This is a genomic window from Wolbachia endosymbiont (group A) of Andrena helvola, assembly GCF_964028415.1.
In the GTDB taxonomy this organism is placed as follows: domain Bacteria; phylum Pseudomonadota; class Alphaproteobacteria; order Rickettsiales; family Anaplasmataceae; genus Wolbachia; species Wolbachia pipientis.
In genome coordinates, this window is record NZ_OZ034779.1 from 369,215 (window position 1) to 393,571 (window position 24,357).

The 24,357-nt window shown below is 36.0% G+C and carries 22 protein-coding genes, 1 tRNA gene and 2 pseudogenes; 10 read left to right on the forward strand and 15 right to left on the reverse strand.

Going from position 1 to position 24,357, the window contains the following annotated elements; genetic code table 11:
- Positions 1–50 precede the first annotated feature (50 nt).
- On the forward strand, positions 51–1,727 hold the full coding sequence (locus tag ABWU73_RS01965; RefSeq protein WP_265017752.1) for an ankyrin repeat domain-containing protein: 1,677 nt from the start codon (positions 51–53) through the stop codon (positions 1,725–1,727).
- Here the strand turns inward: ABWU73_RS01965 and ABWU73_RS01970 are convergent.
- Genes ABWU73_RS01970 through ABWU73_RS01980 form a run of 3 tightly spaced genes read right to left on the reverse strand, consistent with a single transcriptional unit; the run spans position 1,672 to position 5,079 of the window.
- Entirely contained in the window at positions 1,672–2,595 is a 924-nt protein-coding gene (locus ABWU73_RS01970) for a tyrosine recombinase XerC (protein ID WP_264329506.1), read from the reverse strand. The two genes, ABWU73_RS01965 and ABWU73_RS01970, sit on opposite strands and share 56 nt — an antisense overlap.
- Before the next feature lie 2 nt (positions 2,596–2,597).
- On the reverse strand, positions 2,598–3,977 hold the full coding sequence (lpdA, locus tag ABWU73_RS01975) for a dihydrolipoyl dehydrogenase (protein WP_264329507.1): 1,380 nt from the start codon (positions 3,975–3,977) through the stop codon (positions 2,598–2,600).
- Complete coding sequence (locus tag ABWU73_RS01980) at positions 3,970–5,079, reverse strand: PQQ-binding-like beta-propeller repeat protein (RefSeq protein WP_265038569.1); 1,110 nt, start codon at positions 5,077–5,079, stop codon at positions 3,970–3,972. The genes lpdA and ABWU73_RS01980 overlap by 8 nt, the downstream gene beginning before the upstream one ends.
- 359 nt (positions 5,080–5,438) lie before the next feature.
- Here ABWU73_RS01980 and ABWU73_RS01985 point away from each other — a divergent pair, with 359 nt between their 5' ends.
- The 3 genes from ABWU73_RS01985 (at position 5,439) to ABWU73_RS01995 (ending at position 6,365) form a co-directional block, all read left to right on the forward strand.
- Positions 5,439–5,732, forward strand: coding sequence for a transposase (locus ABWU73_RS01985; protein WP_264329509.1), 294 nt, complete (start codon positions 5,439–5,441; stop codon positions 5,730–5,732).
- 262 nt (positions 5,733–5,994) lie between these two features.
- The gene (locus ABWU73_RS01990; RefSeq protein ID WP_285520262.1) at positions 5,995–6,144 is read left to right on the forward strand and encodes a hypothetical protein; all 150 of its coding nucleotides are present in this window, start codon (positions 5,995–5,997) and stop codon (positions 6,142–6,144) included.
- Positions 6,114–6,365, forward strand: coding sequence for a hypothetical protein (locus ABWU73_RS01995; RefSeq protein ID WP_022626339.1), 252 nt, complete (start codon positions 6,114–6,116; stop codon positions 6,363–6,365). Before ABWU73_RS01990 ends, ABWU73_RS01995 begins: the two co-directional genes overlap by 31 nt.
- 106 nt (positions 6,366–6,471) lie before the next feature.
- On the opposite strand, the gene ABWU73_RS02000 is transcribed toward ABWU73_RS01995, so the two are convergent.
- The 7 genes from ABWU73_RS02000 to ABWU73_RS02030 all read right to left on the reverse strand — a co-directional run bounded on the left by ABWU73_RS02000 (position 6,472) and on the right by ABWU73_RS02030 (position 14,390).
- A tRNA-Ser gene (locus ABWU73_RS02000) sits at positions 6,472–6,558 on the reverse strand.
- Between the two features lie 31 nt (positions 6,559–6,589).
- Positions 6,590–7,396 carry a DUF2163 domain-containing protein gene (locus ABWU73_RS02005; RefSeq protein WP_010962809.1) on the reverse strand — a complete coding sequence of 269 codons (807 nt, stop codon included), beginning with the start codon at positions 7,394–7,396 and terminating at the stop codon, positions 6,590–6,592.
- Between the two features lie 436 nt (positions 7,397–7,832).
- Entirely contained in the window at positions 7,833–9,812 is a 1,980-nt protein-coding gene (locus ABWU73_RS02010; protein WP_010962806.1) for a porin, read from the reverse strand.
- A 207-nt stretch (positions 9,813–10,019) separates the two neighbouring features.
- Positions 10,020–10,841 carry a 3'-5' exonuclease gene (locus ABWU73_RS02015; RefSeq protein ID WP_341810277.1) on the reverse strand — a complete coding sequence of 274 codons (822 nt, stop codon included), beginning with the start codon at positions 10,839–10,841 and terminating at the stop codon, positions 10,020–10,022.
- On the reverse strand, positions 10,834–11,718 hold the full coding sequence (era, locus tag ABWU73_RS02020; protein ID WP_010082484.1) for a GTPase Era: 885 nt from the start codon (positions 11,716–11,718) through the stop codon (positions 10,834–10,836). Before era ends, ABWU73_RS02015 begins: the two co-directional genes overlap by 8 nt.
- Positions 11,719–11,968: 250 nt before the next feature.
- Positions 11,969–12,991 carry a cytochrome d ubiquinol oxidase subunit II gene (gene cydB / locus ABWU73_RS02025; RefSeq protein WP_010962802.1) on the reverse strand — a complete coding sequence of 341 codons (1,023 nt, stop codon included), beginning with the start codon at positions 12,989–12,991 and terminating at the stop codon, positions 11,969–11,971.
- Entirely contained in the window at positions 12,984–14,390 is a 1,407-nt protein-coding gene (locus ABWU73_RS02030; RefSeq protein WP_006280502.1) for a cytochrome ubiquinol oxidase subunit I, read from the reverse strand. Before ABWU73_RS02030 ends, cydB begins: the two co-directional genes overlap by 8 nt.
- Before the next feature lie 227 nt (positions 14,391–14,617).
- Between ABWU73_RS02030 and ABWU73_RS02035 the strand changes: the two genes are divergently transcribed.
- The 3 genes from ABWU73_RS02035 to ABWU73_RS02045 all read left to right on the forward strand — a co-directional run bounded on the left by ABWU73_RS02035 (position 14,618) and on the right by ABWU73_RS02045 (position 17,295).
- Positions 14,618–14,746: a hypothetical protein gene (locus tag ABWU73_RS02035; RefSeq protein WP_341810278.1), complete on the forward strand. Its 129-nt coding sequence runs from the start codon at positions 14,618–14,620 to the stop codon at positions 14,744–14,746.
- A gap of 660 nt (positions 14,747–15,406) precedes the next feature.
- Complete coding sequence (locus ABWU73_RS02040; RefSeq protein ID WP_010082437.1) at positions 15,407–16,027, forward strand: superoxide dismutase; 621 nt, start codon at positions 15,407–15,409, stop codon at positions 16,025–16,027.
- Positions 16,024–17,295, forward strand: coding sequence for a M16 family metallopeptidase (locus ABWU73_RS02045; RefSeq protein WP_341810280.1), 1,272 nt, complete (start codon positions 16,024–16,026; stop codon positions 17,293–17,295). The genes ABWU73_RS02040 and ABWU73_RS02045 overlap by 4 nt, the downstream gene beginning before the upstream one ends.
- A gap of 6 nt (positions 17,296–17,301) precedes the next feature.
- On the opposite strand, the gene ABWU73_RS02050 is transcribed toward ABWU73_RS02045, so the two are convergent.
- Positions 17,302–17,619 carry a hypothetical protein gene (locus ABWU73_RS02050; protein WP_010082444.1) on the reverse strand — a complete coding sequence of 106 codons (318 nt, stop codon included), beginning with the start codon at positions 17,617–17,619 and terminating at the stop codon, positions 17,302–17,304.
- A gap of 191 nt (positions 17,620–17,810) precedes the next feature.
- A pseudogene (locus tag ABWU73_RS02055) lies at positions 17,811–18,026 on the reverse strand (tRNA-guanine transglycosylase); the annotation flags it as partial.
- 79 nt (positions 18,027–18,105) lie between these two features.
- Between ABWU73_RS02055 and ABWU73_RS02060 the strand changes: the two are divergent.
- Together ABWU73_RS02060 and ABWU73_RS02065 are read left to right on the forward strand one after the other, a co-directional pair.
- A pseudogene (locus tag ABWU73_RS02060) lies at positions 18,106–18,531 on the forward strand (helix-turn-helix domain-containing protein); the annotation flags it as partial.
- A gap of 59 nt (positions 18,532–18,590) precedes the next feature.
- The gene (locus ABWU73_RS02065; RefSeq protein ID WP_264329420.1) at positions 18,591–19,679 is read left to right on the forward strand and encodes an IS481 family transposase; all 1,089 of its coding nucleotides are present in this window, start codon (positions 18,591–18,593) and stop codon (positions 19,677–19,679) included.
- Between the two features lie 15 nt (positions 19,680–19,694).
- Here ABWU73_RS02065 and ABWU73_RS02070 read toward each other — a convergent pair whose 3' ends face one another.
- The 3 genes from ABWU73_RS02070 to ABWU73_RS02080 form a co-directional block, all read right to left on the reverse strand.
- Entirely contained in the window at positions 19,695–19,967 is a 273-nt protein-coding gene (locus ABWU73_RS02070; protein WP_341810282.1) for a hypothetical protein, read from the reverse strand.
- Entirely contained in the window at positions 19,957–20,220 is a 264-nt protein-coding gene (locus tag ABWU73_RS02075) for a hypothetical protein (RefSeq protein WP_007552904.1), read from the reverse strand. The genes ABWU73_RS02070 and ABWU73_RS02075 overlap by 11 nt, the downstream gene beginning before the upstream one ends.
- A gap of 509 nt (positions 20,221–20,729) precedes the next feature.
- Positions 20,730–22,823, reverse strand: coding sequence for a hypothetical protein (locus ABWU73_RS02080; protein ID WP_265017746.1), 2,094 nt, complete (start codon positions 22,821–22,823; stop codon positions 20,730–20,732).
- Positions 22,824–22,960: 137 nt separating this feature from the next.
- Here ABWU73_RS02080 and ABWU73_RS02085 point away from each other — a divergent pair, with 137 nt between their 5' ends.
- Entirely contained in the window at positions 22,961–24,316 is a 1,356-nt protein-coding gene (locus tag ABWU73_RS02085; RefSeq protein WP_264329525.1) for a phosphomannomutase/phosphoglucomutase, read from the forward strand.
- The last annotated feature ends 41 nt before the right edge of the window (positions 24,317–24,357 follow it).

Below are 24,357 nucleotides of genomic sequence, written 5' to 3' on the forward strand. Positions count from 1 at the left end.
TTCCTTTTCTTTTTCATAATTATATTAGTAAATTATTAGGTAGGTTTAATATGCTTTATGGAGGGGATGGGATAAATACTAATGGTTATAGATATAATCAGACAACTTCAAGACAGCTCGATGAACCAACACAAAAGTTATTTAAGGCTATTGATAACGAAAACCCGGAAGCTTTTAAACAAGCTCTGAAAGAAGGTGCGGATGTTAATGCGTTTGATAAGGAGGGCATGACACCTTTGATGTCTATTGTCAATGTCTGCGCTGTCAGCGGTGATGGACAGGCTACGTTAGAGAAAATGGCTAAATTGCTTATACAAAACAGAAGTATCAATATTAATGCTCAGAGTAAGCAATCTGTGTCTACAACACGGACGAGATATGATCCTAGTACACAAAGTGAAATATCAGAATTTATAACAACATCTAATATGCGCAAAGACACAGCTTTACATATTGCTTGTCAAGTTGGGGCTAAAGATGTGGTAAAAATATTGCTCACGCACCCAGATATAAAAACTGATATCAAAAATTATGAATATAAAAGCCCTGAAGATTGTATTGTAAGAGGATTTGAGCGCGTAATAAAATTAGAATTTAAAAAAGCACAAAAAGCAAACGAGTTGTTAGGTGCTCTTTCTAGCAGAAACATTTACCAAGCGAAAAGACCATTAAATCAAGAGTTTAACCCTAATTGCTGGAAAAGAAGCCGAAATGAAGAAATAGAAACGCCGCATAGCTTAATTATTCAATCATGTTTACAAGGAATAACATCAGATAACAAAGAAGTATTGACAAAACTTTTAAAACATAAAGAGCTAGATTTTAGTCAAATAAAGCCAATACAAGCTATAGAGCAAAATTCGTGGGTGAAGCAAATAATTGAACAAGCCATTACAGAGCGATTAACCGCTACTATTAATAAAAAAGATTTAGATGATGTAAAAAAATTAGTAGAAGATAATTGCTTCATGAGTCATGCAATTGTTACTGCTGCATTGAGGGGTGTTAATAATCCAATCGAATCTATTACAAATTATCTAAATGAAAAATTTCCTGCAAATACATTACAACCTTTGGCAAGTACGAATGATATACCGGTAGGTTCTGAGCAAGTTATACAAGAACTTAAAGGTGAACTTGAAAGAACGAAAGCTCAACTCATAGAAAAAGAACGAGAGCTGGATAGGGTCGTACGCGAAAGAACGAGAGGCATTAACAAAATTTCACAGTTAGAAGAAGATTTAAGGCAGGAAAAATCGGCTCAAAAAACAAAAATCAATGATCTAAATAGTGAAGTAACTCGACTTAATAGAATTGTGTATGGAAGAGCAAGCGACACTGTCGAAATTTCACGATTAAAAAGAGATTTGAAACAAGTAAGGGAAGAAAGAGATAGGCTTTCATCAGAAAATAGACTGCTCCGTAGTAATAAAAACGAAAAATCCTCGCAAGCAATTTCTCCTGGTAAAAAACAAAGCAACTACGCTTCTGCTTCTTTTGTGTTGTCTGGAGCGTTTGCTGTTGGTGCATGTTTAGCAGTTTTATACGGTTATCCAGTAATAGGTGCTTGTCTTGCAGCAGTTGCACTTGTTCTTCTTTTAGTAGGATATTTTTTATACAAAGGAGATGAAAAAGACATAGGACCTGGTAGTGCCACAGATAATCCTCAAGTTACAAGGGTTTTGGCTTCTTCTCCAAACTCTGTTGGAAATTCTTATACATATTAAAAACATCTTGATAATTGAGGTGAGTGTAAACTTGAGTGGTCTCAAGACTCGAATGACCAAGCAGTTGTTGTATTGATCTTATATCAATATCTTCCTGAAGCAAATGAGTAGCAAAACTATGACGAAATGCATGTGGAGATAAAATTTCTGGCAGATTTAATATTCTCCTTATTTTCTGCAAACGATTGGCCACATAAGTTCTTCCCAATTTTTTTCCTCTTACTCCCACAAAAAGATGTTGTGCTTCATCAAGGTAAGGACAGGCTTTTACATATTCTTGTATACATTTTTTTACTACTGGGAGAATGAATACCTGCCTTTGTTTATCTCCCTTACCTGTTACTATTAAACTTTCATTGTTAATATCACTAACCCTAAGGTTCAACGCTTCACTGATTCTTAAGCCTGTACCATATAGCAGGACGATAATTGCAATTTCTCTTTTTACCACCCAAGGTTCACCCAGGTCGGATAGTTTCATTTCTTTCAATAAAGTTTTTATATTAGGTATGGATAATGCTTTGGGCAGAGTTCTTCTCTGAATTGGCCTTGATAAGGAAAATACAGCTTCATTGTCTATATTGTGGTTATTTTTTATGTACTTGAAGAAATTTCTGATTACTGAGAGTGCTCGAGTGTTGGATCTTGCGTTTACACCTCTTGCGTAACGAGAGGTAAGCCAACTTCTTAACTCAGGTATGCTTAAATTTTTCAGAGTACCAACATTTACTTCTCCACCAATGTGAGTATTTAGGAAACTTATAAGATCCTTCAAGTCCCTCATGTATGATTCCAAAGTGTTTTGTGAATAAGATCTGTTGCACCTCAGCCACTCATACCATTTTTCAATGATCGAACCGAGGTCCACAATTATTTTTTAAAGAAAGCATCGATGCACGCATCTCGAAAGGCTTCATTTATATCAGGATGAGAGTGACAAATTCTGTATATATCCTCTGCTGCTGCGCCATATGCCATTGCAACCGCTGCTTCATTGATTAGCGTATCAGCGTATGCTCCTATGATATGCACACCTAGTATTGTATCTGCTCTGCTACAAGTCAGCACTTTCACGAATCCTTCAGCATCATCAGTGATTTTTGCTCTGCCGTTTGCAGCAAATTGACATTTACCAACTTTGTACTTACGGCCAGCATTTTTGAGTTCCTCTTCGGTTTTACCAATCGAAGAAACCGCAGGGTGAGTGTAAATGACAGATGGTATGATTCCATAATCAACGTGAGGTGACTGTCCTGCTATTATCTCTGCAACTGCCACTCCTTCTTCCTCTGCTTTATGAGCAAGCATTGCTCCACCAATCACATCACCAATAGCAAATATTCCTTTCACATTAGTTTCATATCTGTTGTTAACTTGAACGAAACCGCGATTATCTTTTTCTATTTTTTCATCAATACCAAGATTCTCAGTGCATGGTTTGCGTCCTGCTGCCACCAATACCTTATCCGCTTCTATAGTGTTTGTTTGATTATCTTTTACAGAGCAAACTTTCATACTCAAAGAATTACTACTTTGTTTTATCTCCTCAACTTTAGTGCTAAGTAAAAATTTTATTCCTTGTTTTTGTAGACTAGAAAGTAGAGACTTACTTAATTCTCCATCCATTGCTGCAGCGATTCTGTCAAAAAATTCTACTACAGTGACTTCAGACCCTAGCCTCCTCCATACAGAAGACATTTCAAGCCCTATTGCCCCGGCTCCGATTACGACAAGTTTTTTTGGTACTTCAGTTAAAGATAATGCACCAGTTGATGAAATAATATTTTTCTCATCGATATTAATTCCTGGCAAAGAAATAACATCAGAACCGGTTGCAATTACTATATTTTTTGTCTTCAGCACCTTACCTTCAACTGAAACTTCAAGATTACCTTGGTCAAAAGAAGCAAGCCCATTGATTTTAGTGATTTTGTGAAGGTTAAACAGATATTCTATACCTTTTCCAAGTTCCTGAACTCTGGCGTCCTTATAGCCTAGCATTTCTTTTAAATCGAAACTTGCGTCCTTAATTTTTATGCCAAGCTTCGACAGATCATTTTTCGTGTGAGCATACTGATAGGAAGAATGGAGCAATGCTTTGGAGGGTATGCACCCAACCCGCAGGCACGTACCACCAAAAATGCTATTTTTATCTATGCAGGCAACTTTCAATCCAAGTTTTGCAGCAGCGATAGCACACTTATAGCCTCCTGGGCCACCACCTATAACAATTAAATCATAATCAGTCATAAAAAACAAACCTATTTTCTAAAGAATAAACACCTTTTCCCTCAGTTGTTACATATATCTTATTGCGAGTAAACACTGGAGTGTGAAACACATTACCAGGTACTTTGACTACCTTTCCTGCACTTTCAGATCCCGGAAAAGCAAACATTGAACCTTTATTGCTTGTCACCCACAGTGTATGGGCATGCATAATTGGAGCAAACAATTGCGTATTTTCTATTAAATCAGATGCCCAGACTGTTTCTCCATTTTTTATATCCAGGCCAATTATTTTATCGTCTTTAGTAACTATAAAAATTCTTCCGCCTTCTTTTTGTTTCTCTGCAGGAATAAGAGGACTATAATATGACTCAATGTCTGATACACTTTTTACTTGCAGTGACTTTGACCATAAAATATTTCCTGATTTCACGTCAATGCTATAAATATAAGAATTATTTGTAGCTATTAAAGTATCGCCAAGCACTCTCGGTGTAGTAGTTACATCTGTGAGCTGTGTATCCAAAAGGTTTGTAGCCAATTTTTGGCTCCACAATTTTTTACCGTCTTCATTAAAAGCTATTAACTCACCATTTGAAAATGGTGCTATTATTTTATCATTAGAAATTGCTGGCGATATGGAATACAAACCTCGAACCTCATTGATACCGTTTTGATAAGTCCAAACGGAGCTGCCATCTTTTATATCAAACACGTACAGATAATTATCAATAGTCAATACTGCCAATTTATTATTTATTACTGCTGCTTTCCCTCTTACTGGAGCTCTCAATTCTTTTTCCCACTGAATCTCGCCGGTTTTTGCATCTATTGTGTGTAGAACGTTATCCACTATAAAGAAAACGTTTCCTCTGTGACGCAATAGGCTCATGTTACTAATTTTTTTTCTGTGTGAGGGGTGTAATTTCCAATTCATAGCCTTTGAGTTATCAATATCAAAGGAATATAAAGCGCCGTGCTTGTCTGATAAAATAACGCTATTTTCTGTAAGCACTGGAGCTACATATCCTTGAGATAGTTTTTTATCCACTAGACTTATTCTCTCGCTTGCCATTGTGTAACTGCTACACAATAACATTATCATGACAATTATTACTTTCATTATTTATTGAAAACAAGATTCATTAATATACATCTTAAGAACCTTAATTACAACGGAAATGTTCTTGCTGCATGTTAAAAACGTTGATTTATGAACGAAATATTATATTATTATGTGAGATAATGTATACTCTTAGAGGTAGTACACCTCATCCACTATGCGGCAACGTGCATAGCTGTACGAACATTGAGATATAAAAGTAATTTATACCAAGAAGAAAGATGTCATCCAAATAGCCTCTTTTCCTGTCATCCCAGTGCTTGACACTGGGATGGCTCTGTTGCATCGCAACTGAAAAAATCTGGTGGCTACTGACAAAATTCATTATAAAATAGCCATTTAACCGCTTAAGGAAAAATATGCCACAAAAAATGAGAGTTAGTAACTGCCATGAATATAACAAATTTCTAGAAAAAAGAGGAAATATTTTTCGTTACATCGATAAAGCTATCGAAAATTGGTATGAAAATAGTCCAAAAATGCAGAGCGGCAACTATATTTATAGTGATAAAGTTGTGATTTTAGTGCATATAATCGTTAATCTTTTTAGAATTGGCTTAAGACAAACAGTCGGGTTTATAAAAGGATATTTGCAACAAATAGGAAGAGATTTGGCAGTTATCAGCTATTCGCAAGCTTCAAAAAAAACTTAATATTAAGATCAATGATTGCAGAATTGATAAAAATAATATGGAAGATATCGAAATTGCCATAGATAGCACAAGCATCAGCATTTATAACAACACACAGCAAGGAAAATAGCGCTGACAGAAAATATCGTGGTTATGAACAGACAAGAAAATTGCATGTAATGTTGAATATAAACAGCAAAAAAGCCATAGCTGCAAAATACAGTAACGGTCTGATCACTATGGAGCTTGCGATTTACTTAAAGGAGTTAATTTTCAGCATGCCATAAAAGCACTATATGCAGACAGAGCATATGACAGACATAAACTCTATAAATTGTGTGATGAATGCGGCATAAAGACAAAAATTCCTCCAAAAAAACAATGCAGCAGAGCATCCAAAGTATGGCAGAGAGAAATGCTGCAATTAGACTAATAAAGTCATACAGCGAAGATGGAATGAAGAGGTGGAAAAGGCAAACAAACTACGGAAAAAGATCTTATGTAGAAAGTTTTTTCTCGCGACTGAAACAAACATTCGGGTTTAATTTTCGGAACAAATCTGAAATTAATCGTGGGAAGGAACTGCTACTCAAGTGTTATTTGCTTAATCAATTTACTGACATTGGTATGGCTAAATTTGAAATGGCTACATGAATTTATCGTAAATTACCACCGCATAGTTGTAACATTGTACCATATTACAATGTTCGTACAGTTGTGTGCGCGACCGGGGGTTTTATACTATTCTAGAAGTAACATACGGAAAAGGGGGGATTCGAACCCCCGACATATTTTCATATGTGCACGCTTTCCAAGCGTGTGCTTTAGACCACTCAGCCACCTTTCCATGCTTATTCATAATATTGAAAATTGTACTGCTAAACAATATAAAAACCTGGTATATAGGGTTCACCACGAAAATTCACAGTATTGTTAAACTTGCTTCTGCAAGTTGGAAATGTTTTATCGCAACCTGCGAGTATTGAATATTTATCTCCAGCAAAAATTTGGTATGGAGGCGAAGTAAACAACGTAACTACTTTATTTTTATATTCTTTTACTACACCTTCAAACGCTATTGAGCCAAAGAATTTTACTACTCCGTGCTTATAATATTCATCACTCTCAGTTAAATTCGTGTCTTCAAATCTTCTTTCGTCTATTACTTTAGTGATTGTACTTATTTTACTAAATTTTTTAGTATCGGCTTTACATTTATCATCGCAAAATTGTGCTCTGCATGCAGGAGAGTATAATTCTGCTATGCTTCTCTCAAGCTTTGCTGAAAGCCCTCTAATTTCAACAATAAATCTTCCACTACTTAATGTCACTTTACCAAAAATTCCTGAATGTAGATTCATTGTTCCCTGGGTCAAGTCTTTATAATTCACAAGAAATATTTCAATATTTGCAAAGTCGTACTTTCCTGATAAAACATCTTCTTCTTTAATATCAGCACTATTTAATATCCCTTCAATTTCTAGATTATCAGTTTTCAAATCGCTGTTTAATATTATACTACTGGCTGTAAATCCACTTGAAGATTTATAGAGTATATTATCAATATTTAAATCTTCATCATAGTCAGTGAATCCCATTACTTCTCCACCTGCGAGCTTTAATTTCCAGCACGTAGCGGTGGTAAGTAATTCTCCAGCTAAATGATTTTTTAGTGTGGTTTGCATAGGGGCCTCCTGCTTAATTGATTAAATTTGAAAGTAGCTATACGGCCAGTAGAATAAGGGCAGTGTGTTCTTTTCTCATCATCTAAGTAGCCATAAAGCGTCATTCCGGTGACCATAGGGTGTCATTCCAGTGCTTGACACTGGAATCCAGGAAATTTTGCTTGTAAGTAAGCAAACTGATTTGGTGAGCATAAAAAGTGGCTGATCTTATGCTGAATAAACGCTTTTGATGAAGTTGCATGGAAAGCTGGATCCCAGTGTCTGGGCACTGGGATGACATCCTTCTTGGTGGAGTGTCCTCAAATCACAATGTTCGTACAGTTGTGTGTCACGCACTGGGATGACAGGAGAGAGGACACCATATGTTTATTTGATCGACAAATAAACACTAACAGACAAGAATACACCACAGTTAACTGTGGTGTGTACTGGCTGGTTAGAAAGAAAACTTCACACCAGTAAGAAGGAGAATTCCTTGGTTAGAAGGTACATCAGCATCAGACTCATCTTTCAGCTTACCTGTTTCGTTAGTCATAAAATAATGGAGAGCTGCGTAAGGAACAAATTTGCTCTTACTGCATGCAGGAGACAGATCATATTGAACGCCAAGTGCACCATCATGAAGCATATCTTTGTCATTCATTCTGCTGCCAAAATACGTCAAACTTGTGTAGATATTCTCATGTTGATACCCAGCTCCTACAGTCCAATACATGGTATCTATACTATCTTTACCAAATTGAGCTTTCAGCCCTTCCACTCTTTTGCCATCAGTAGCATCTTTACTATCAATTTCCGTATAGGTATCACCAATTAATTTTTTAATACCCTTCGGTTGACCAGATTTGCCCAAGTATGCAAAAGAGGCAGCAAACTTTACGCCTTGATCTTCATTAATCTTATAATCAGCGCTTACACCAAAATTAACACCCATCAGGTCATTATACTCCACAAATTCCTTATAAAGATGCTTATCTTTACTTGGTTGCTTTGGAAAGCCATATTCACCAACTGCAGAAGTTTTAACTTTTATGTTATGTTTATCAAAGTCATATTCATATGATGCACCAGCACTTACTATGTGCTCATAGTCTGGGCCGACATGCTTTATCGTTTCCTTATGTTCTATCTTACCGCCTTTATCTTCTGAAACTGTTTCTTTTACAGTAAACAAACCACTATCATAACGAGGTGAGTAGCTGATACCAAATCTTGCGCCCATATAATTTGGTGAGTAGTAGGCAACTCTAAATGGCAGTGTAGTCATAACGCCTTTGTTATATTTCCCTGCCATGCGGAAAGAGAATTTTTCACTTTCACTCGAAAAACTTTCAGTGTAAAGACGTGGTGTTACATAAAATGGAAAGCTAGCAGCGCTTCCTTCTAAGTTCACTTTTCTGAACCAGTCACTATCTGCAGCTCCGTCAACAGTCGCAATTCTTGTTGCATCAAGCCTCATCAGAGCCTCAGGACCAAATTGGTAACCAAGCTTCACGTCACCATATTTTGAGTTAACAAACACATGCGCACTTCTGCCTTTTGCAGCATAAACACCCTGTGAAGCTCCCTTACCTTCGGTCACTGGAACATGAAACTGCACGTCAGCACCATAAAGAAGACCTAAATCTTCATTCTTATTTTCTGCTCTGAGGTGCAATATCGCGTCAGCAATCATACCCATATCGTTGCTGTAATCACCAATATTTCCTATTCCTTCATAGAATATTGGATTTGCTCCTCTTGTTATATCTGGAGTGGCATTATAATACTCTGTAGATCTGTTTGGCATAACGTTATAACGTTTATAATCTGCGCCACTTGGTCCAGCTTTGCCATAACCTTGAGCATCAACAACACCACCAAAAGTTATTCTTAAATTACTTTGCCCTTGATTGGTATCGATAATATCAACTCCACCAACTGAAACAACAGGACTTGCCTTACCTTTTTCCTCTGTATTTTTGTTAACAACTTTTATATCCTTCTTTACATCTTTAGCTTCAACTTTAGCATTCTTAGTTTTAGAACGCTTAGTTTTTGAAACTTTACCTTTTTCTATATTAGAATTCTTAGCGTTTAGAGCTTTCGCTTTTGAATCCTCTATAAGCTTTGCTTTTTTCTCATTTGCTAGCCTGATCTCCTCTTTTTTCTTCTGCTCGGCTGCTAATCTTAGCTCCTCTTTTTTCTTAAGCTCTTCAGCTTTTTTTCTTGGATCAGCATTACATATTCTGTCCATCTTTTCTTTCAGTTTTTTATTTGATGTTTTCATAACTTCCACTTTTCCAGAAGTTTTTGTGCTCTCTTGCTTTTTTATTTCCTTCATACTCTCATCAGGAAAGTCAGCTGCAAAACTGCTGAAAGAACATAAAGTTAATAAAGAAACTAGAGCAGTTCTAGTATACATAGACTTTTTCATGAAGTGCCCCCAAAAAATTTCGAAATCATATCTTAAATGTAAATAGTATAAAAATGTTGAAAATTCAACTTAAAGCAACCTTATAACGAAAATAAAAGTAAAATGCAATACCTTAAAAGCAACTTTCTTAATATGCTCAACGTGTATATTAACCAAAATTTAGTACAGAGGTTCGCTTGTTAGTGCATTATAACTCGACTATTTATTCTATGGAAGTAAAATTTTTCCACCACAAGTTATTTGCCATTCTTCTTTAAATTTCTTTAGGTATTCTTTTTTTTCGCACTCTAAAAGTAGCTCTTCCACACTTTTGTTGTAGCTTTCAGTAGTAATCCTTCCCTGATGATGCATGAACCTTAAGTAAATCAAATAAGTGTTAATTACATCTGTTTCACAATAATCTCGAATCTCTTGTATCTTGCCGCTATCGTATAAGTCCATAACTTGTGACCCATCAACTCCAATCTTACCAGGAAGATTAAATGCTGCACAAACTTCGTTCATTTTTACTCTCGCAGAAGCTCCAAAATCAGAGAGGGATTCAAGCAAATCACAATGCCAATCACTTCTATATCTCTGATTGTAACTATTCCACTTATCGCCAGCTTTATGAAAATATTCTGCTTGAATGCCATGGACCATAGCACGATACTTCAGCACTGGTATATCAAAAGTGCGTCCGTTGAACGAAACTAATCTTGGCTTTTTCTCTGATATGTAGTTAAAAAATCCTTTCACTAGCTCCTTTTCACTGGAATTTAGTGTGCCTCCAGATCTTATTTCTTGCAGTGTGAACACCTCATAACCACTCTGGTAGCTTATATTGCAAAGTAAAAAACTAATAACTACAACAAGGTGAAAAGGCTGACGCAGAAAAGAGTTTTGCCCGTTTGTTATTTCAAGATGATATTTTGTTAATGCATCCCTCTTCTCTTCTACACTACTATCATCACTAATATTGAGTAAATTTTTGCAGGAATTTACATCTGGTATAGTTTCAATATCAAATACCAATAAAGAATTAAGCATTGCCTATATACTCCTCCGGACGGTCGATCCAAGGTCGCACTTTCACAAATAAAAAGAGGTGTACCTTGCACTCAAATAATTTTTCTAGTTCAGCACGCGCTTCGATATTAATTTTTTTAATATTACTGCCATCTTTTCCTAGTACTATTTTTTTATGACTATCTTTCAACACAAATATGATCTGTTTGATGACTAAACTCTTATCTTTTTTTTCCTCAAATTGTTCAGTTATAACAGCTGTAGAGTATGGCAATTCTTCACGCAAGTTCAAGAATAATTTTTCTCTCGTAATTTCTGCTGATAAAAAATTTGTCGAGGAATCGGTTATTTGATCTTCTTCATAAAACCAGGGGCTCACCGATGCAACTTCAGACAAGTAATTCATCAAATCAGAAAGTCCATCATTCTTTAATGCTGATATCATAAAAACCTTTTCAAATTTATAAAGCAAATTCAGATGCTCATGCGCCATCTTTAATTCAGGCCTTTTTACCAAATCAGTTTTATTGATAACCAAAATGCATCTGCCTTTTGTGCGCTGCAGCCGCATAAATATAGTCTTAATTCTTTCTATATTTTTCAAATAATTGCTTACATCAACAAGCAACAAAGTGATGTCACTATCCTTAACTGCCGACCATGCAGATTTGACTAAAGCTTTTTCAAGTTTTGTTTCTGCTGAGAAAATTCCTGGGGAGTCAGTAAAGACAATTTGTGTGTTGTTGCATGTTGCAACACCCCTTATTTGCGTCCTTGTTGTTTGCACTTTAGGGGTGACAATTGCAATTTTCTTGCCTATGATGCTGTTAATTAATGTAGACTTCCCAGCATTTGGTAAGCCAGCTATGGTTACAAATAAGCATTTTTGTTCTTTCACAAAGAAAATTATAAAGAAAACTGAATGCCCGCGTCAAGCTACTTATATGACAAGAAGGATGACAGAACCCTTTTTGGTTAGCATGCAAAAAGGAAAAAAACTTATTCTACAAATTAAAAATACAATATACTCAAAAACTTTTCAGAAAATCCATAGGAGGGTTTGCTAATGAAGGTTCTTGAGTTGACGCCATTGCCTGAACGACTGCTTGATTTAAGGGTAACGTTTTAACCATAAGGTCACTAACTCCTTAATATGTGTGTTCATAATTTGATTTTCCACGAAAGACATAATAGCAATAACCAGTGTAAGTTAAAATGATTGGTAAAAGCGGTATTATAACAATGAGCATTAAAGATAAACTTGGCCCAGAAGCGGCTGCATCCAGAATGGTATATTGAAAAGGTATAATCCATGGGTAGATACTAATTCCTAAACCTAAATATCCCATAAAAAAAATAGCAATACTGAGAAAGAATGGACGGTACTCCCGTTTAGTATTCTGAAGATCAAACCACAGCATGAAAAATAGCCAAGATGTGAGTAATGGAATAGAAAATAAATAATAAAAATTTGGCATGCTAAACCAAAAGTTTTTAATACGTTCATTTAAAAATGGTGTCACTACACTCACTAGTCCCATGAAAATACCTACAAAACCAAGCGTATAAGAAGCAACCTTGCGTGCCCATTCTTGTGTTATATTTTCTGTCTTCATTATGAGCCATGTAGAACCTAAAAGTGCATATCCAAATATCACAGCAATGCCTGTCATTACACTAAAAGCACTTGCCCAATCAAATTGGCCACCAGAAAAGTTGCGTCCGTTTACTTCTACACCATGTATAAATGCACCTAAAATCATGCCTTGGCAAAATGCAGCACCAAGTGACCCAAAATGAAAGGCATAATCCCATAATCGCCTGTATTTTCCTTCTGCCTTAAAACGAAACTCAAAGGATACTCCGCGCACTATAAGGCCAAGCAGCATAATAATGATTGGAATATAAAAAGCAGGCATTAATATTGAATATGCAAGAGGAAAAGCAGCAAACAACCCTCCACCACCCAATACCAACCATGTTTCGTTTCCATCCCAAAATGGTGCAATTGAGCTTATCATGTGATCACGGCATTTATCTGACGGTGCAAAAGGAAGTAAAATACCAATACCTAAATCAAACCCATCCATTAAAATATACAGTAAAACAGCTATGGCAATTAGTAATCCCCAGATTAGGGGTAAATTAATTAAGGAAGAAAAATCAAACATGATTGTTGTCCTTTCCAGATGTACCAGCATCAATCACTGAAGCTCCAATACCGTGTTTATAAAATTGCTCTTCTTCTTTAATGACAGGAATTCCTTTGTATATAAGTTTCAGAATATAGTAACTACCTGCTCCAAATATAAGGGTATACATAACGATAAATGCAATCAAAGACCATGCAACCTGAGGACCGGTAATCGCAGATGAAAATGATTCAATTGTGCGCATAATTCCATATACAGTGTAAGGTTGACGGCCAATTTCAGTAGTAAACCAACCTGCAAGTAACGCTATGAACCCAGACGGCATCATTGATATCCACCATCCATGTAAGAAACAACTTTGGAATAATTTGCCACGAAGATACTGTATAACACTTACTGACCCAATTATGATCATTAAAATTCCAACTCCAACCATTATACGGAAGGACCAGAATACCCATACTACAGGTGGTCTATCTTCTTTTTTCCATTCCTTTAATCCTTTTACTTCTCCTAAAAAATCATGTGTTAAGATCAAGCTGGCAAGATTAGGAATTTTTATCTCGTAGTGATTAATTTCATTTTGCTGATCCGGATAAGCAAATAAAAGTAAGCCAGCCCCTTTTTCGGTTTCCCATATACCTTCCATTGCAGCAATCTTAGCAGGTTGATGCTTTAGTGTATTTAATCCATGCCTATCTCCCATGAACAGCTGAAATGGTGCAGCTAAAGCTACCATAATGGTTGCCATACCAAGCATAATTCTTGCTTGAGGAGCATGTCGTTTTCTCCAAAGATAAAATGCTCCTACACCACCAACCACAAAAGCTGTTGTAAGATAGGCTGCTGTTACCATATGAATAAAGCGATAAGGGAAAGAAGGATTAAAAATAATCTCTAACCAATTGGTTGGATATAGGAGACCATTCTCACCAATCGTGAATCCAGCGGGTGTTTGCATCCAACTGTTGGCCGCAATAATCCAAAAAGCTGAAATAAGCGTTCCCACTGCAACAATACAAGTAGAAGCAAAGTGCATACGAGAACTTACTCTATTCCATCCAAATAGCATAATACTCAAAAAAGATGCCTCCAGAAAAAAGGCTGTTAAAACCTCAAAGGAAAATAGAGGGCCGAGAACATTGGCTATGCGGTCAGAAAAAATCGACCAATTGGTACCAAGTTGATATGACATTACAACTCCAGATACCACTCCCATGCCAAAAGCAACGGCAAAAATCTTGATCCAGAATTTATAAACATCACGGAAACGTGTATCACCAGTCTTAAGCCAACACCATTCCAAAAAGGCTAGAAAACTTGCAAGCCCGATCGTGAAAGCAGGAAATATAATGTGAAAGCCTATTGTGAAGGCAAACTGAATTCGAGCTAATAATAAAGGATCAAATTTAAACATTTTACCTAATACCCATGTATTACAAATAATAGCCAAATCTGCCTATAATTCAATCCATTTTTTCACAAAATTGACCTTACCCAGAAAAAGTAGAGAGAAAGTTAAGACGTTTTTGTCATGAGAATAAATTGTGCAGGAATACAACTGTTCTCCCTTGTCATACCGTCACGGTATCTCTAGATCCCGCTAACACGTAGCGGAATGACGATTGTCAGGCCAGCGCCCCTATGATGTCATCCCAGTGTCCAGACACTGGGATCCAGGTTGCTCACAAGCAAACTAGCATAGAAAGTGGTTACAACGTTTTCGATGAGATTATATGGAAAACTGGATCCCAGTGTCAGCTACTCGGATGACATCATCCTTTTTTTGGGATTCCAGCGTCACGCGCTGGAATGACACCTTCCGTATAAACATTAAGAAATTTACCAAGCGGAGAAAAAGGCAAAAGAAGCCCCGTGGTTGGCTAATTACTTACATTATACTTTCAAGTATGGCGTTTTTTTATTCTAAACGTTTAATAACCGCGATTCAGCTACTTTTAAACCGCAACTAATCTAAATTATAAACGTTAAGAAATTTACTAAACAGAAAAAAAGGCAAAAGAAACCCTAGGGTAGCTAGTTATTCACTATCCATTTTTTAAGTTGGCGTTTTTTTATGTTTTAAACGCTTTATAAGCGCGTTTCAGCTTATGTAGGTAGAAATTTTATAAGACATAAGGTGCACATAGTGCAAAAAATTAAACATGAGACGCCAGATACGTGAGTTTTTTTGTCATTTAATCTGTACAGAGAAGATAAATAAATAGCTTCAGTTTCATGATAAGGGGGTTGGCGAAGGGTGTCAAGTAACTTTTGCATTTAATCCATTTCTATGGCTTATATAATAATCGTTATTGTAGTATAATTTAGAATAATGCAATAGATACCTAAATGTTTTAGCTATTAATTATATGTTGCACAAAAGCATATATTGCCCTACCATCCAAGTAGGTTAGAAATAAAGAGGTTTTTATGAGTTTTACTTTACCTGAATTACCATACGATAAAACAGCTTTGGAGCCTTATATATCTGCAAAAACCTTAGATTTTCATTATGATAAGCACCATAAAGGATATTTAAATAAACTCAATGAGCTAGTTGAAAATACGGATTATCAACATGTAAAAATTGAGGAATTAATAACAAAAGTGCATGGTAATAGCGGCAACTTGCCTATATTTAATAATGCAGCACAAGTTTGGAACCATACTTTTTATTGGAATTCAATGAAAAAAAATGGTGGTGGTAAGCCTAAAGATGGTAGTCTTCTAGCAAAAAAAATTCAAGACGATATCGGTGGCTTTGATAAATTTTATGAAGAATTTTCGAGTCATGGAGTAAGCCAGTTTGGCAGTGGATGGGTATGGTTAGTGCTCGAAAAAGGTAGGTTAGGAAAGCTCAAAATCACCAAGACTCCAAATGCAGATTTGCCAATAATTTATGGCCAAGTGCCACTACTCACTATGGATGTGTGGGAGCACGCCTATTATTTAGATTGTCAAAACCGTAGAATTGACTACATAAAAGTTTTCCTTGATCATTTGATTAATTGGGATTTTGCAGAAGAGAACTTAGAAGAATATATGAGATGAATATACCCCGGGTAACAAAATTAGATAATGGTCTGCGCATAATAACTGAGCAGGTGCGTGATATTGATTCCGTAGCTTTAAGCATACGAGTTGGTGTTGGCAGTAGAGCAGAAAGTGCAAAGCAAAATGGAATATCCCATTTTTTAGAACACATGGCTTTCAAAGGGACGAAGACAAGAACTGCCTTTGAAATTGCAAAAGCTTTTGATGACATAGGTGGAGTTTTCAACGCTAGCACCGGTAGGGAAAGCACCACCTATTATGCAAAAGTCCTCAAGAAAGACATAAAAACTGGTATTGATATATTAATAGATATATTGATAAATTCCACGTTTCCAGAAGATGAATTGGAACGTGAGAAGGGTGTTGTAATACAAGAGATTTTTCAAACTAATGATTCACCAAGTGACATTATTTTCGACAAATATTTTGAGGCAGCTTATAAAGACCAACCATTTGGTAGGTCAATCTTAGGCACGCAAAATACTGTAAAATCTTTTACTCGAGGAGATCTAGATAATTACATAAATGAGCATTACTTTGGTGAGAATATGCTATTTGCCGTTGCAGGAAATGTTGAACATGAAGAAGTTGTTGCATTAACCAAAGATTTTCTCTCAAAGATTCATTCTAAAAAGCTGAAAAAAAGCCAAAATGCGAGCTGTACTGGTGGTGAGTATTTAGAACATCGTAAATTAGATCAGGTACACTTGCTAATTGGTCTACCTAGTGTTTCTCGCCATGACGATAAATATCACACGTTTCAAGTGCTTGATTCTATATTAGGGAGCGGAATGTCATCACGTTTATTCCAGGAAGTAAGGGAAAAGCAGGGATTAGCTTACTCTGTTTATTCATTTAATTCCAGCTATACTAATACAGGAATGTTTTCCATTTTTGCTGGTACAGACAGTAGTAACTTAGATAAGCTTTTAAAATCTATAACGACAGAGTTGAAGAAGTTGTCTACAGATGATCTGAAGGAAGAAGAAGTAAATAGAGTGAAAGAGCGAGTAAAATCCCAAATTTTAATGTCACGCGAAAGTGTTAGCTCACGTGCTGAAACATTGGGACACTACTACGGTAACTATAATAGGTACATCAGTAAAAATGAATTAATAGAAAAAATTAGTGCAGTTACCACTGCTAACGTAAAAAAAGCAGCAGAAGAATTGTTATCTCAGCATGAAAAAACCACTCTAGCTGCAATTGGAGAAATTGAATCATTGCCAAGTTACGATAAAGTGGTTTCTATGCTTAAAGCTTAGTGTACTTTAATTATGTTGCTTAAGCTCACTAAAAAGTTCAATGAACGGTTGCAAAATCCTTTCTATAAAAAGTTTGCTTTCTGGTTCATCGCGTATATTACTTATCAGTTTATTCAAAGTTTTCTCGCTGTTTCGTAAAAATAAATAGCTTTCTACTGCTTGCACACCAGACAAGACAGTCAAAATTCCTCCTATCACTAGACAAGCAGCTATAGCAGGTACGGTACCCACTGCAATTGCAGTTGCGATTAATGATAACCCAGCTAAGAATGTAACGGCTGAAACGCAAAACGCTATTTGATGTTTTTCTTTATTGTTAACCATAAATACCTCACAAAAACTATATTTTTAACATACCAGTGTTGTCATGTATTGTCAAGTTTTTAAAGAAGATTAAAAAATGCAACGCACATGTGCAAAAGACGCTAACTATGGATTAGCCAAAGAAGAAAGAGTAGGAAGAGGAAGGCTTTTTCTGTTTTAGGGAATATAAAATAAGCGTAGAAAAATATGAACTAGGTGTATAATTCACAGTGTAGTGGTATCTCACTAATCCAATTATTTTTCTCCCGATCTAGCCTATCATCTAATATAGCCTGCCTTATTGATGCCATTAACTTATTCATAAAGAAAATATTATGAATGGTAACGAGCGTGTAAGCCAGGAGCTCTTTAGCTTTCAGTAAATGGTGTATATAAGCTCTTGAATGTTTTCTGCAGGTAAAGCATAAACTGTAATAGTTCAGACTTGATCTGACAGGCGAACAAAGTAAGATAAAAATATGAATAAATTTTAAAGGAGTGTCAGATATGAGTACAACACAAGAAAAAATACTAAAACCAAAGTTGGGATTGCTAGAACTTGCAAAGCAATTAGGAAATGTATCACAGGCGTGTAAGGTAATGGGATATTCAAGGGATACATTTTACCGCTTCAAAGAACTGTATGAAAAAGGAGGAGAAGAGGCTTTACACGAGATAAGCAAAAGCAAGCCATTATATGCAAATAGGGTATCGGAGGATATAGAAAAAGCAGTAATTGAAATAGCAATAGAATTTCCAGCGTATGGACAAGAAAGAGCAGCAAACGAACTGAAAAAGAGAGGAATTCTCATCTCTGCAAGTGGAATAAGATCAGTGTGGCAAAGAAACGATCTTGAGAATTTCAAAAAGAGGTTAAAGGCATTAGAAGCAAAAGTAGCTCAAGATGGCATTATCTGTAATAGTTCAGACTTGATCTGACAGGCGAACAAAGTAAGATAAAAATATGAATAAATTTTAAAGGAGTGTCAGATATGAGTACAACACAAGAAAAAATACTAAAACCAAAGTTGGGATTGCTAGAACTTGCAAAGCAATTAGGAAATGTATCACAGGCGTGTAAGGTAATGGGATATTCAAGGGATACATTTTACCGCTTCAAAGAACTGTATGAAAAAGGAGGAGAAGAGGCTTTACACGAGATAAGCAAAAGCAAGCCATTATATGCAAATAGGGTATCGGAGGATATAGAAAAAGCAGTAATTGAAATAGCAATAGAATTTCCAGCGTATGGACAAGAAAGAGCAGCAAACGAACTGAAAAAGAGAGGAATTCTCATCTCTGCAAGTGGAATAAGATCAGTGTGGCAAAGAAACGATCTTGAGAATTTCAAAAAGAGGTTAAAGGCATTAGAAGCAAAAGTAGCTCAAGATGGCATTATCTTAACAGAAGAGCAGATAACAGCTCTAGAGAAGGCTAAGGAAGAAAAAGAGGCCCATGGAGAAATTGAAACAGAACATCCAGGATACTTGGGTAGCCAAGATAGCTATTATGTGGGTAATATCAAAGGTATTGGACGAATTTACCAACAAACCTTTGTTGATACCTACTCTAGAGTTGCTTTTGCTAAGCTTTATACAGAAAGGACTGCTATTACAGCTGCAGACCTTCTCAATGATAGGGTGATACCGTTTTTTGATGAACAGAAAGTATCATTGCTACGCATTTTGACGGATCGTGGTACAGAGTACTGTGGCAGACCTGAAAATCACGCTTACCAGCTGTATTTGGGGGTAGAAAATATTGATCATTCTCGAACCAAAGCTCGTTCTCCACAAACTAATGGCATCTGTGAAAGGTTCCACAGAACTATGCAAGATGAATGCTACAATATTATCTTCAGAAAGAAAATTTACACCTCTTTGGCAGAGCTTCAGCTAGATGTAGACCATTGGGTGCATTCTTACAATAGATCTCGACCGCATTCAGGTAAATATTGCTATGGTAAGACACCTATGCAAACCTTTTTTGATAGTATGCATATTGCTTATCAGAAAAATATTGATAGCATTAAACAGGATGCTGATTTTGGTTTTGACTTTGTCAATTCTTCTGTCAGTTAATTCACGCCTGTCAGATCAAGTCTGAACTATTACAGGGTTATCAATTGCAGCTTTATACGTCATTGCTACTATAATCCCCACTCCTGGAACAGTAGTTAACAATTTACAATCATCGTCTTTTTCACCTTGTTCTGAAAGCATTTTGTCAAGCTTTCTTAATGACTTTTCTATTGCTTCCAAACTACAAACTAACGCTTCAATTGAACTCCTACTGATTTCATCCAAATTATTTATTGCCTCTTGTATTCTTAAAGCGAAAGTTTCAAATTTTGATCCTTTACCGACCATGTATCTTCAACAACCCTCTTATTGTTCCAATAACCTGCTGTTTGCTACACATTAGCTGTCTTCTGCTTCCAAGCGCTATTTTAATTTGACAACTGATTTTACTAACACTTCTCATCATCTGCGCTATACCCCTCGCATCGTTTTTATCATTCTTATTGATTCTTGCAGACAACGCTGCTGCCATATGCCTTGCATCTACACAAATTACTGGTAATCCAAAACTCCTTAACTCTTTGCACATTGATATTGACAACTATCCGCTTTCTATTCCTATGGGTTCGTATTTTTTGCCTTGGCTAATCTGCTATTGCCTTACTTTCGCTTGCAACAACTTCTTCCTTAACAACTTTTCCTTTCTCATCAACGATACTTATAAAAGTTTCTTTTAATGAGATCGCTATAATATTTCATGACCTACTGTAAAAGTTTAAATTATTTTTGAAGAACCAATTCATTGAATTTGTTACTTCGTGCTAAAATAATGGAGTATGTCTCTCCATCATTCAATAGCAATTACAGTATGTTTAGCTATAATTTGAAAAACAAAAATTCGTCATTCTGCTACTAGTTAGCGGGATCTAGAGGTACCGCGGCGGCATGACGTAGGATTGCTGTCATCCCGCTGCTTGTTAGTGGCTAAGAGATACTGTGAATAAATCACGGTATGACGGTTAAGTATCCCGCTACGTGTTAGCGGCTGAGATAACGCGAATAAATCGCGGGATGACGTGTTGCTTGGGTCAGCTATAGAAGCAAAACTCATCATTTTGAAAGAGGAGGAGATTTTTCCGGACCCTCAGCAGGGATTGATTTTGGATCTGATAATTCTGTATTTACCTTGATTGGCTCTAATGGAGTTTTCTGCTCTTCCGGTTTATCATCTGGAATTGGAACAGGCCAATCCATAATGTTTTGCGGTATAACTTCTGCTTCTTTAGCTTCTTTTTGACCTGTTGAAGATGATGCATCAACTCCTGCATTTTTGGTAACTTCTTGTTTTAGTTGTTTATTTTCTTCTTGTAATTGCTTTAAATTTTTCTTTAACTCGTCAATCTCTCTTATTTTTTGTTTTAATTGTTCAGATATAGTTAGTTTGTCTCTAGTCAATTTTTTGTTTTCTTGTCTTAACCCACTAGCTGTTCTGCTTGAGTTGTTGTTTACAGCTTGTATACCTTGGTCTTGCTGCTGCATGCTTGTTCCTCTACTTTCATATTCAACTTCAGTTTGAGTTGATGTAGCTACCTGACCTTTTTCCTGCTGTAATATGTTCTGCAGTTGCTCTAGACTCTCTTTGACAGATGCCAGCTCTTCCTGTGTACACGTTAACATCCCTTCCTTTTCCTTAAGTTGATATTGAAGTTTTTCTATTTCCCTCTTCGTATTTTCTTCGCTTAGCTCATCTGCAAGTGATCTTCCAGGTTCAAGTTGTCGAATTTCCCTCTCTAAATCTTCCTTTTCTCTCTGTAATTCATTTAATTCTTTAGACAATTGGCTCGCCGTTTCAGCCAATGTATTGTTTTCCTTTTTTGTTTCCATTAACTGTTCTGCCAACTGCTTTTTATGATCATCCTTTAAACCTTCCACTATTTTCTTCAGGTCATTCTCCAAATTTGCATTCTTTTCCTTTAGTACAGTTAAATTAGCTTCACTTTGCTTCAATTTTCTCTGTAATTCTTTATTTGCCTCATTTGTTTCACCTTCCTTATCTTTCAACTGATCATTTAAGTTCTTTATTACATCATTTTTATCCTGTAGTTCTTCCTCTTGTTCCTTTATTCTTTGACCTCTTTCAAATATCGCTCGCTGTTGTTCATTGACTTTATCTCTCAAGGAGTCACGTTCTAATCTTAGATCCTCAAGCTGCTTTGCCTGCACTGCAAAATATTTAGCAAATGTTTCTTTTTCTTCCTCTAATTCCTCAACTTCATCTTTTAATCCTTCTTGCTCATACTCTTCTTCATCACCAGACATATCATCCTCAAATATTTCATCTTCATCACTAAATTCACTGCTGGTGGATATAGAACTTCTACGTGAAGAAGGTGTGCTAGGAGAGGAATACCCACTGCTGCTTGGTGTAGGTGACTGTGGTGATATATGTAGATCTTTTGTAAATATTTCCTCTGCTGGTACTTGCTGATCGTCTACACTCTTGGATATGCCAGTAAAAGCTTGATACAGAGTTTTTCCGTTGATAAAAACTTCTTTATTTTGTCCAACTAACTTTAATACTTCTTCTGAACTCGTTATTCCTCCAAATTTTGGCTCACCAATAACACTCTGTATACCACCAGAATCCAATTTTACGGTCATGCTACAGTCTATGCTGTTACCTTCAGAATCCTTAGCCTGCCAATTAATGGTCATTTCACATGAGCTTGAACCAGTAAAATCATAGTGCCTTTCGCTGCCTTTTTTGGTTGCAGTTATTTGACTATCTTTCCCTAAAGATATGTTATAAACCTTACCTTCACTGCTGGTCCTTAAAATATTGCTAATTTCTATTGGTTTTTCTTCATTTTCAAATCTAATTTTGAAGTCATTATCCTTTGTTGGATACACTAAGAAATTTTGACCAGGCAGAGACGACTTAAGTTCTTTATGCATTGCGTCTATTGATTGCTCAAATTTTTGGAACTCCTTTTCCCACTTTAAATTTATCTGTCCTGTAATGTCCTCATCTTTGCGTAAAGGACCAATAAAGTACCAGATTAAATTTTCTTCCTCCAGTCTTTTGATAAAATCCTGAAGATCGTTGCAAGATTCAATGACATTTAAAGTATCATTTTTCTTTTGTTCATCTACATCTAAACTTTGACTTTCAGCTATAAATACATTTTCGTTTTCCTCTGGCATAATTTTACACTTTTAGAAATATACTATAATATTAACAACTTTAATTAAAAAATCAACTAATTATGTGGGTAAATGAAGAAGAAACTTGAGCACTTGTCCATTATGTTATATAGTAGTTACTCCTTAAGCAGTGCAGTATGGACAATACCATTATAAGAAAATACGATATTAGAGGTATAGTAGGCAAAGACTTGCAGATTAATGATGGGTACGAGATAGGTAGAAAGTTTGGCCAAACCGTAGCTAGTGTTTGTGTCGGCTACGACAGCAGAATAGATTCACCAGGTATAGAAAGAGAATTAATTAGGGGCTTAACTTTATCCGGTGCAAATGTTATACGCGTTGGACTATGCTCTTCACCTATGCTTTACGCTGCAACACAAATCACACAGGCGGATCTTGGTATCATAATAACTGCCTCTCATAACCCCAGCGAATATAATGGCTTTAAATTTTTTAGTAATAAAAAAGTCTTCTCAGATCAAGAAATGAAGGAAATTATAAGCAGTCCAATTAAAAACAGCACAAGAATTGGAAGCTTAATTAACATAAATATATATAGTGAGTACATTAGCATATTAAAAAGTGCAGTGAAGAACGATACTACACAGAAATTAAAAATAGTCTGGGATTGTGGAAATAGTCCAGCAAGTGGAATTATAAGGTATATTGAAAAGATCTTGCCTGGTCATACGCACATCGTAACCAATAACTCTATAGATGGGGCATTTCCACTGCATGATCCAGATCCCATAGAGGAAAAAAATCTTGCTCAATTAATTGACATTGTGAAGGAATATGGATGTGATCTTGGCATTGCGCTAGATGGCGATAGCGATAGGGTGCGCTTAATTGATGATAAAGGCAGTGTTGTTTCCAATGACCATTTATTTATAATTTTTGCACGTGAAGTGTTGGAGGAATATCCAGAAAGCAAAGTTATTGCTAACGTAAAAATGAGTATGAAAGTGCATGATTTTGTTAGCAAGTTAGGAGGGCAAGTTATCACCTGTGCTACTGGACATTCACTAGTTAAGAAGAAGATGGTAGAGGAAGAGGCAAAGTTTGCTGGTGAATTAAGCGGGCACTTCTTCTTTTCTGAGCTAAGTTTTGATGATGGGCTATATTCTGCTGTTAAAGCAGTTGACATTTTGCTTAAGAAAAACCAAAGCCTATCTCAGGTGATTGAGGATTTACCGAAGTTATATATCACTCATGAAGTGAAGATTGTAGTGAAAGATGAGAAAAAGTTTCAAATAATTGAGTCAATAAAGAAAACACTGGAGCAGCAAAATATTGTATTTTCAGATCTTGATGGTGTTAAGGTAACCGATAATAAAGGTTGGTGGCTTCTTAGGGTATCAAATACGCAAAACTGCATTACAGCAAGATGCGAAGGAGAGACTTTAGAAGGTTTTGAACTTACTAAAAAGGTTTTGTTCCATTACATTGATGAAGCAAGGTCTTTAAATTGTAGCTACTCACAGAAATAAATTTGATTTATAAAATTGGCATGAAAGTATAAAGATAAATA

Coding starts and splice junctions, on each gene's coding strand:
- ABWU73_RS01965 (WP_265017752.1), top strand. CDS start 51: ATGCTTTATGGAGGGGATGGGATAAATACTAATGGTTATAGATATAAT.
- lpdA (WP_264329507.1), bottom strand. CDS start 3,977: ATGACTGATTATGATTTAATTGTTATAGGTGGTGGCCCAGGAGGCTAT.
- ABWU73_RS01980 (WP_265038569.1), bottom strand. CDS start 5,079: ATGAAAGTAATAATTGTCATGATAATGTTATTGTGTAGCAGTTACACA.
- ABWU73_RS01985 (WP_264329509.1), top strand. CDS start 5,439: ATGCCACAAAAAATGAGAGTTAGTAACTGCCATGAATATAACAAATTT.
- ABWU73_RS01995 (WP_022626339.1), top strand. CDS start 6,114: ATGGCAGAGAGAAATGCTGCAATTAGACTAATAAAGTCATACAGCGAA.
- ABWU73_RS02005 (WP_010962809.1), bottom strand. CDS start 7,396: ATGCAAACCACACTAAAAAATCATTTAGCTGGAGAATTACTTACCACC.
- ABWU73_RS02010 (WP_010962806.1), bottom strand. CDS start 9,812: ATGAAAAAGTCTATGTATACTAGAACTGCTCTAGTTTCTTTATTAACT.
- ABWU73_RS02015 (WP_341810277.1), bottom strand. CDS start 10,841: ATGCTTAATTCTTTATTGGTATTTGATATTGAAACTATACCAGATGTA.
- cydB (WP_010962802.1), bottom strand. CDS start 12,991: ATGTTTGATTTTTCTTCCTTAATTAATTTACCCCTAATCTGGGGATTA.
- ABWU73_RS02030 (WP_006280502.1), bottom strand. CDS start 14,390: ATGTTTAAATTTGATCCTTTATTATTAGCTCGAATTCAGTTTGCCTTC.
- ABWU73_RS02035 (WP_341810278.1), top strand. CDS start 14,618: ATGATGTCATCCCAGTGTCCAGACACTGGGATCCAGGTTGCTCACAAG.
- ABWU73_RS02040 (WP_010082437.1), top strand. CDS start 15,407: ATGAGTTTTACTTTACCTGAATTACCATACGATAAAACAGCTTTGGAG.
- ABWU73_RS02045 (WP_341810280.1), top strand. CDS start 16,024: ATGAATATACCCCGGGTAACAAAATTAGATAATGGTCTGCGCATAATA.
- ABWU73_RS02050 (WP_010082444.1), bottom strand. CDS start 17,619: ATGGTTAACAATAAAGAAAAACATCAAATAGCGTTTTGCGTTTCAGCC.
- ABWU73_RS02065 (WP_264329420.1), top strand. CDS start 18,591: ATGAGTACAACACAAGAAAAAATACTAAAACCAAAGTTGGGATTGCTA.
- ABWU73_RS02070 (WP_341810282.1), bottom strand. CDS start 19,967: ATGGTCGGTAAAGGATCAAAATTTGAAACTTTCGCTTTAAGAATACAA.
- ABWU73_RS02080 (WP_265017746.1), bottom strand. CDS start 22,823: ATGCCAGAGGAAAACGAAAATGTATTTATAGCTGAAAGTCAAAGTTTA.
- ABWU73_RS02085 (WP_264329525.1), top strand. CDS start 22,961: ATGGACAATACCATTATAAGAAAATACGATATTAGAGGTATAGTAGGC.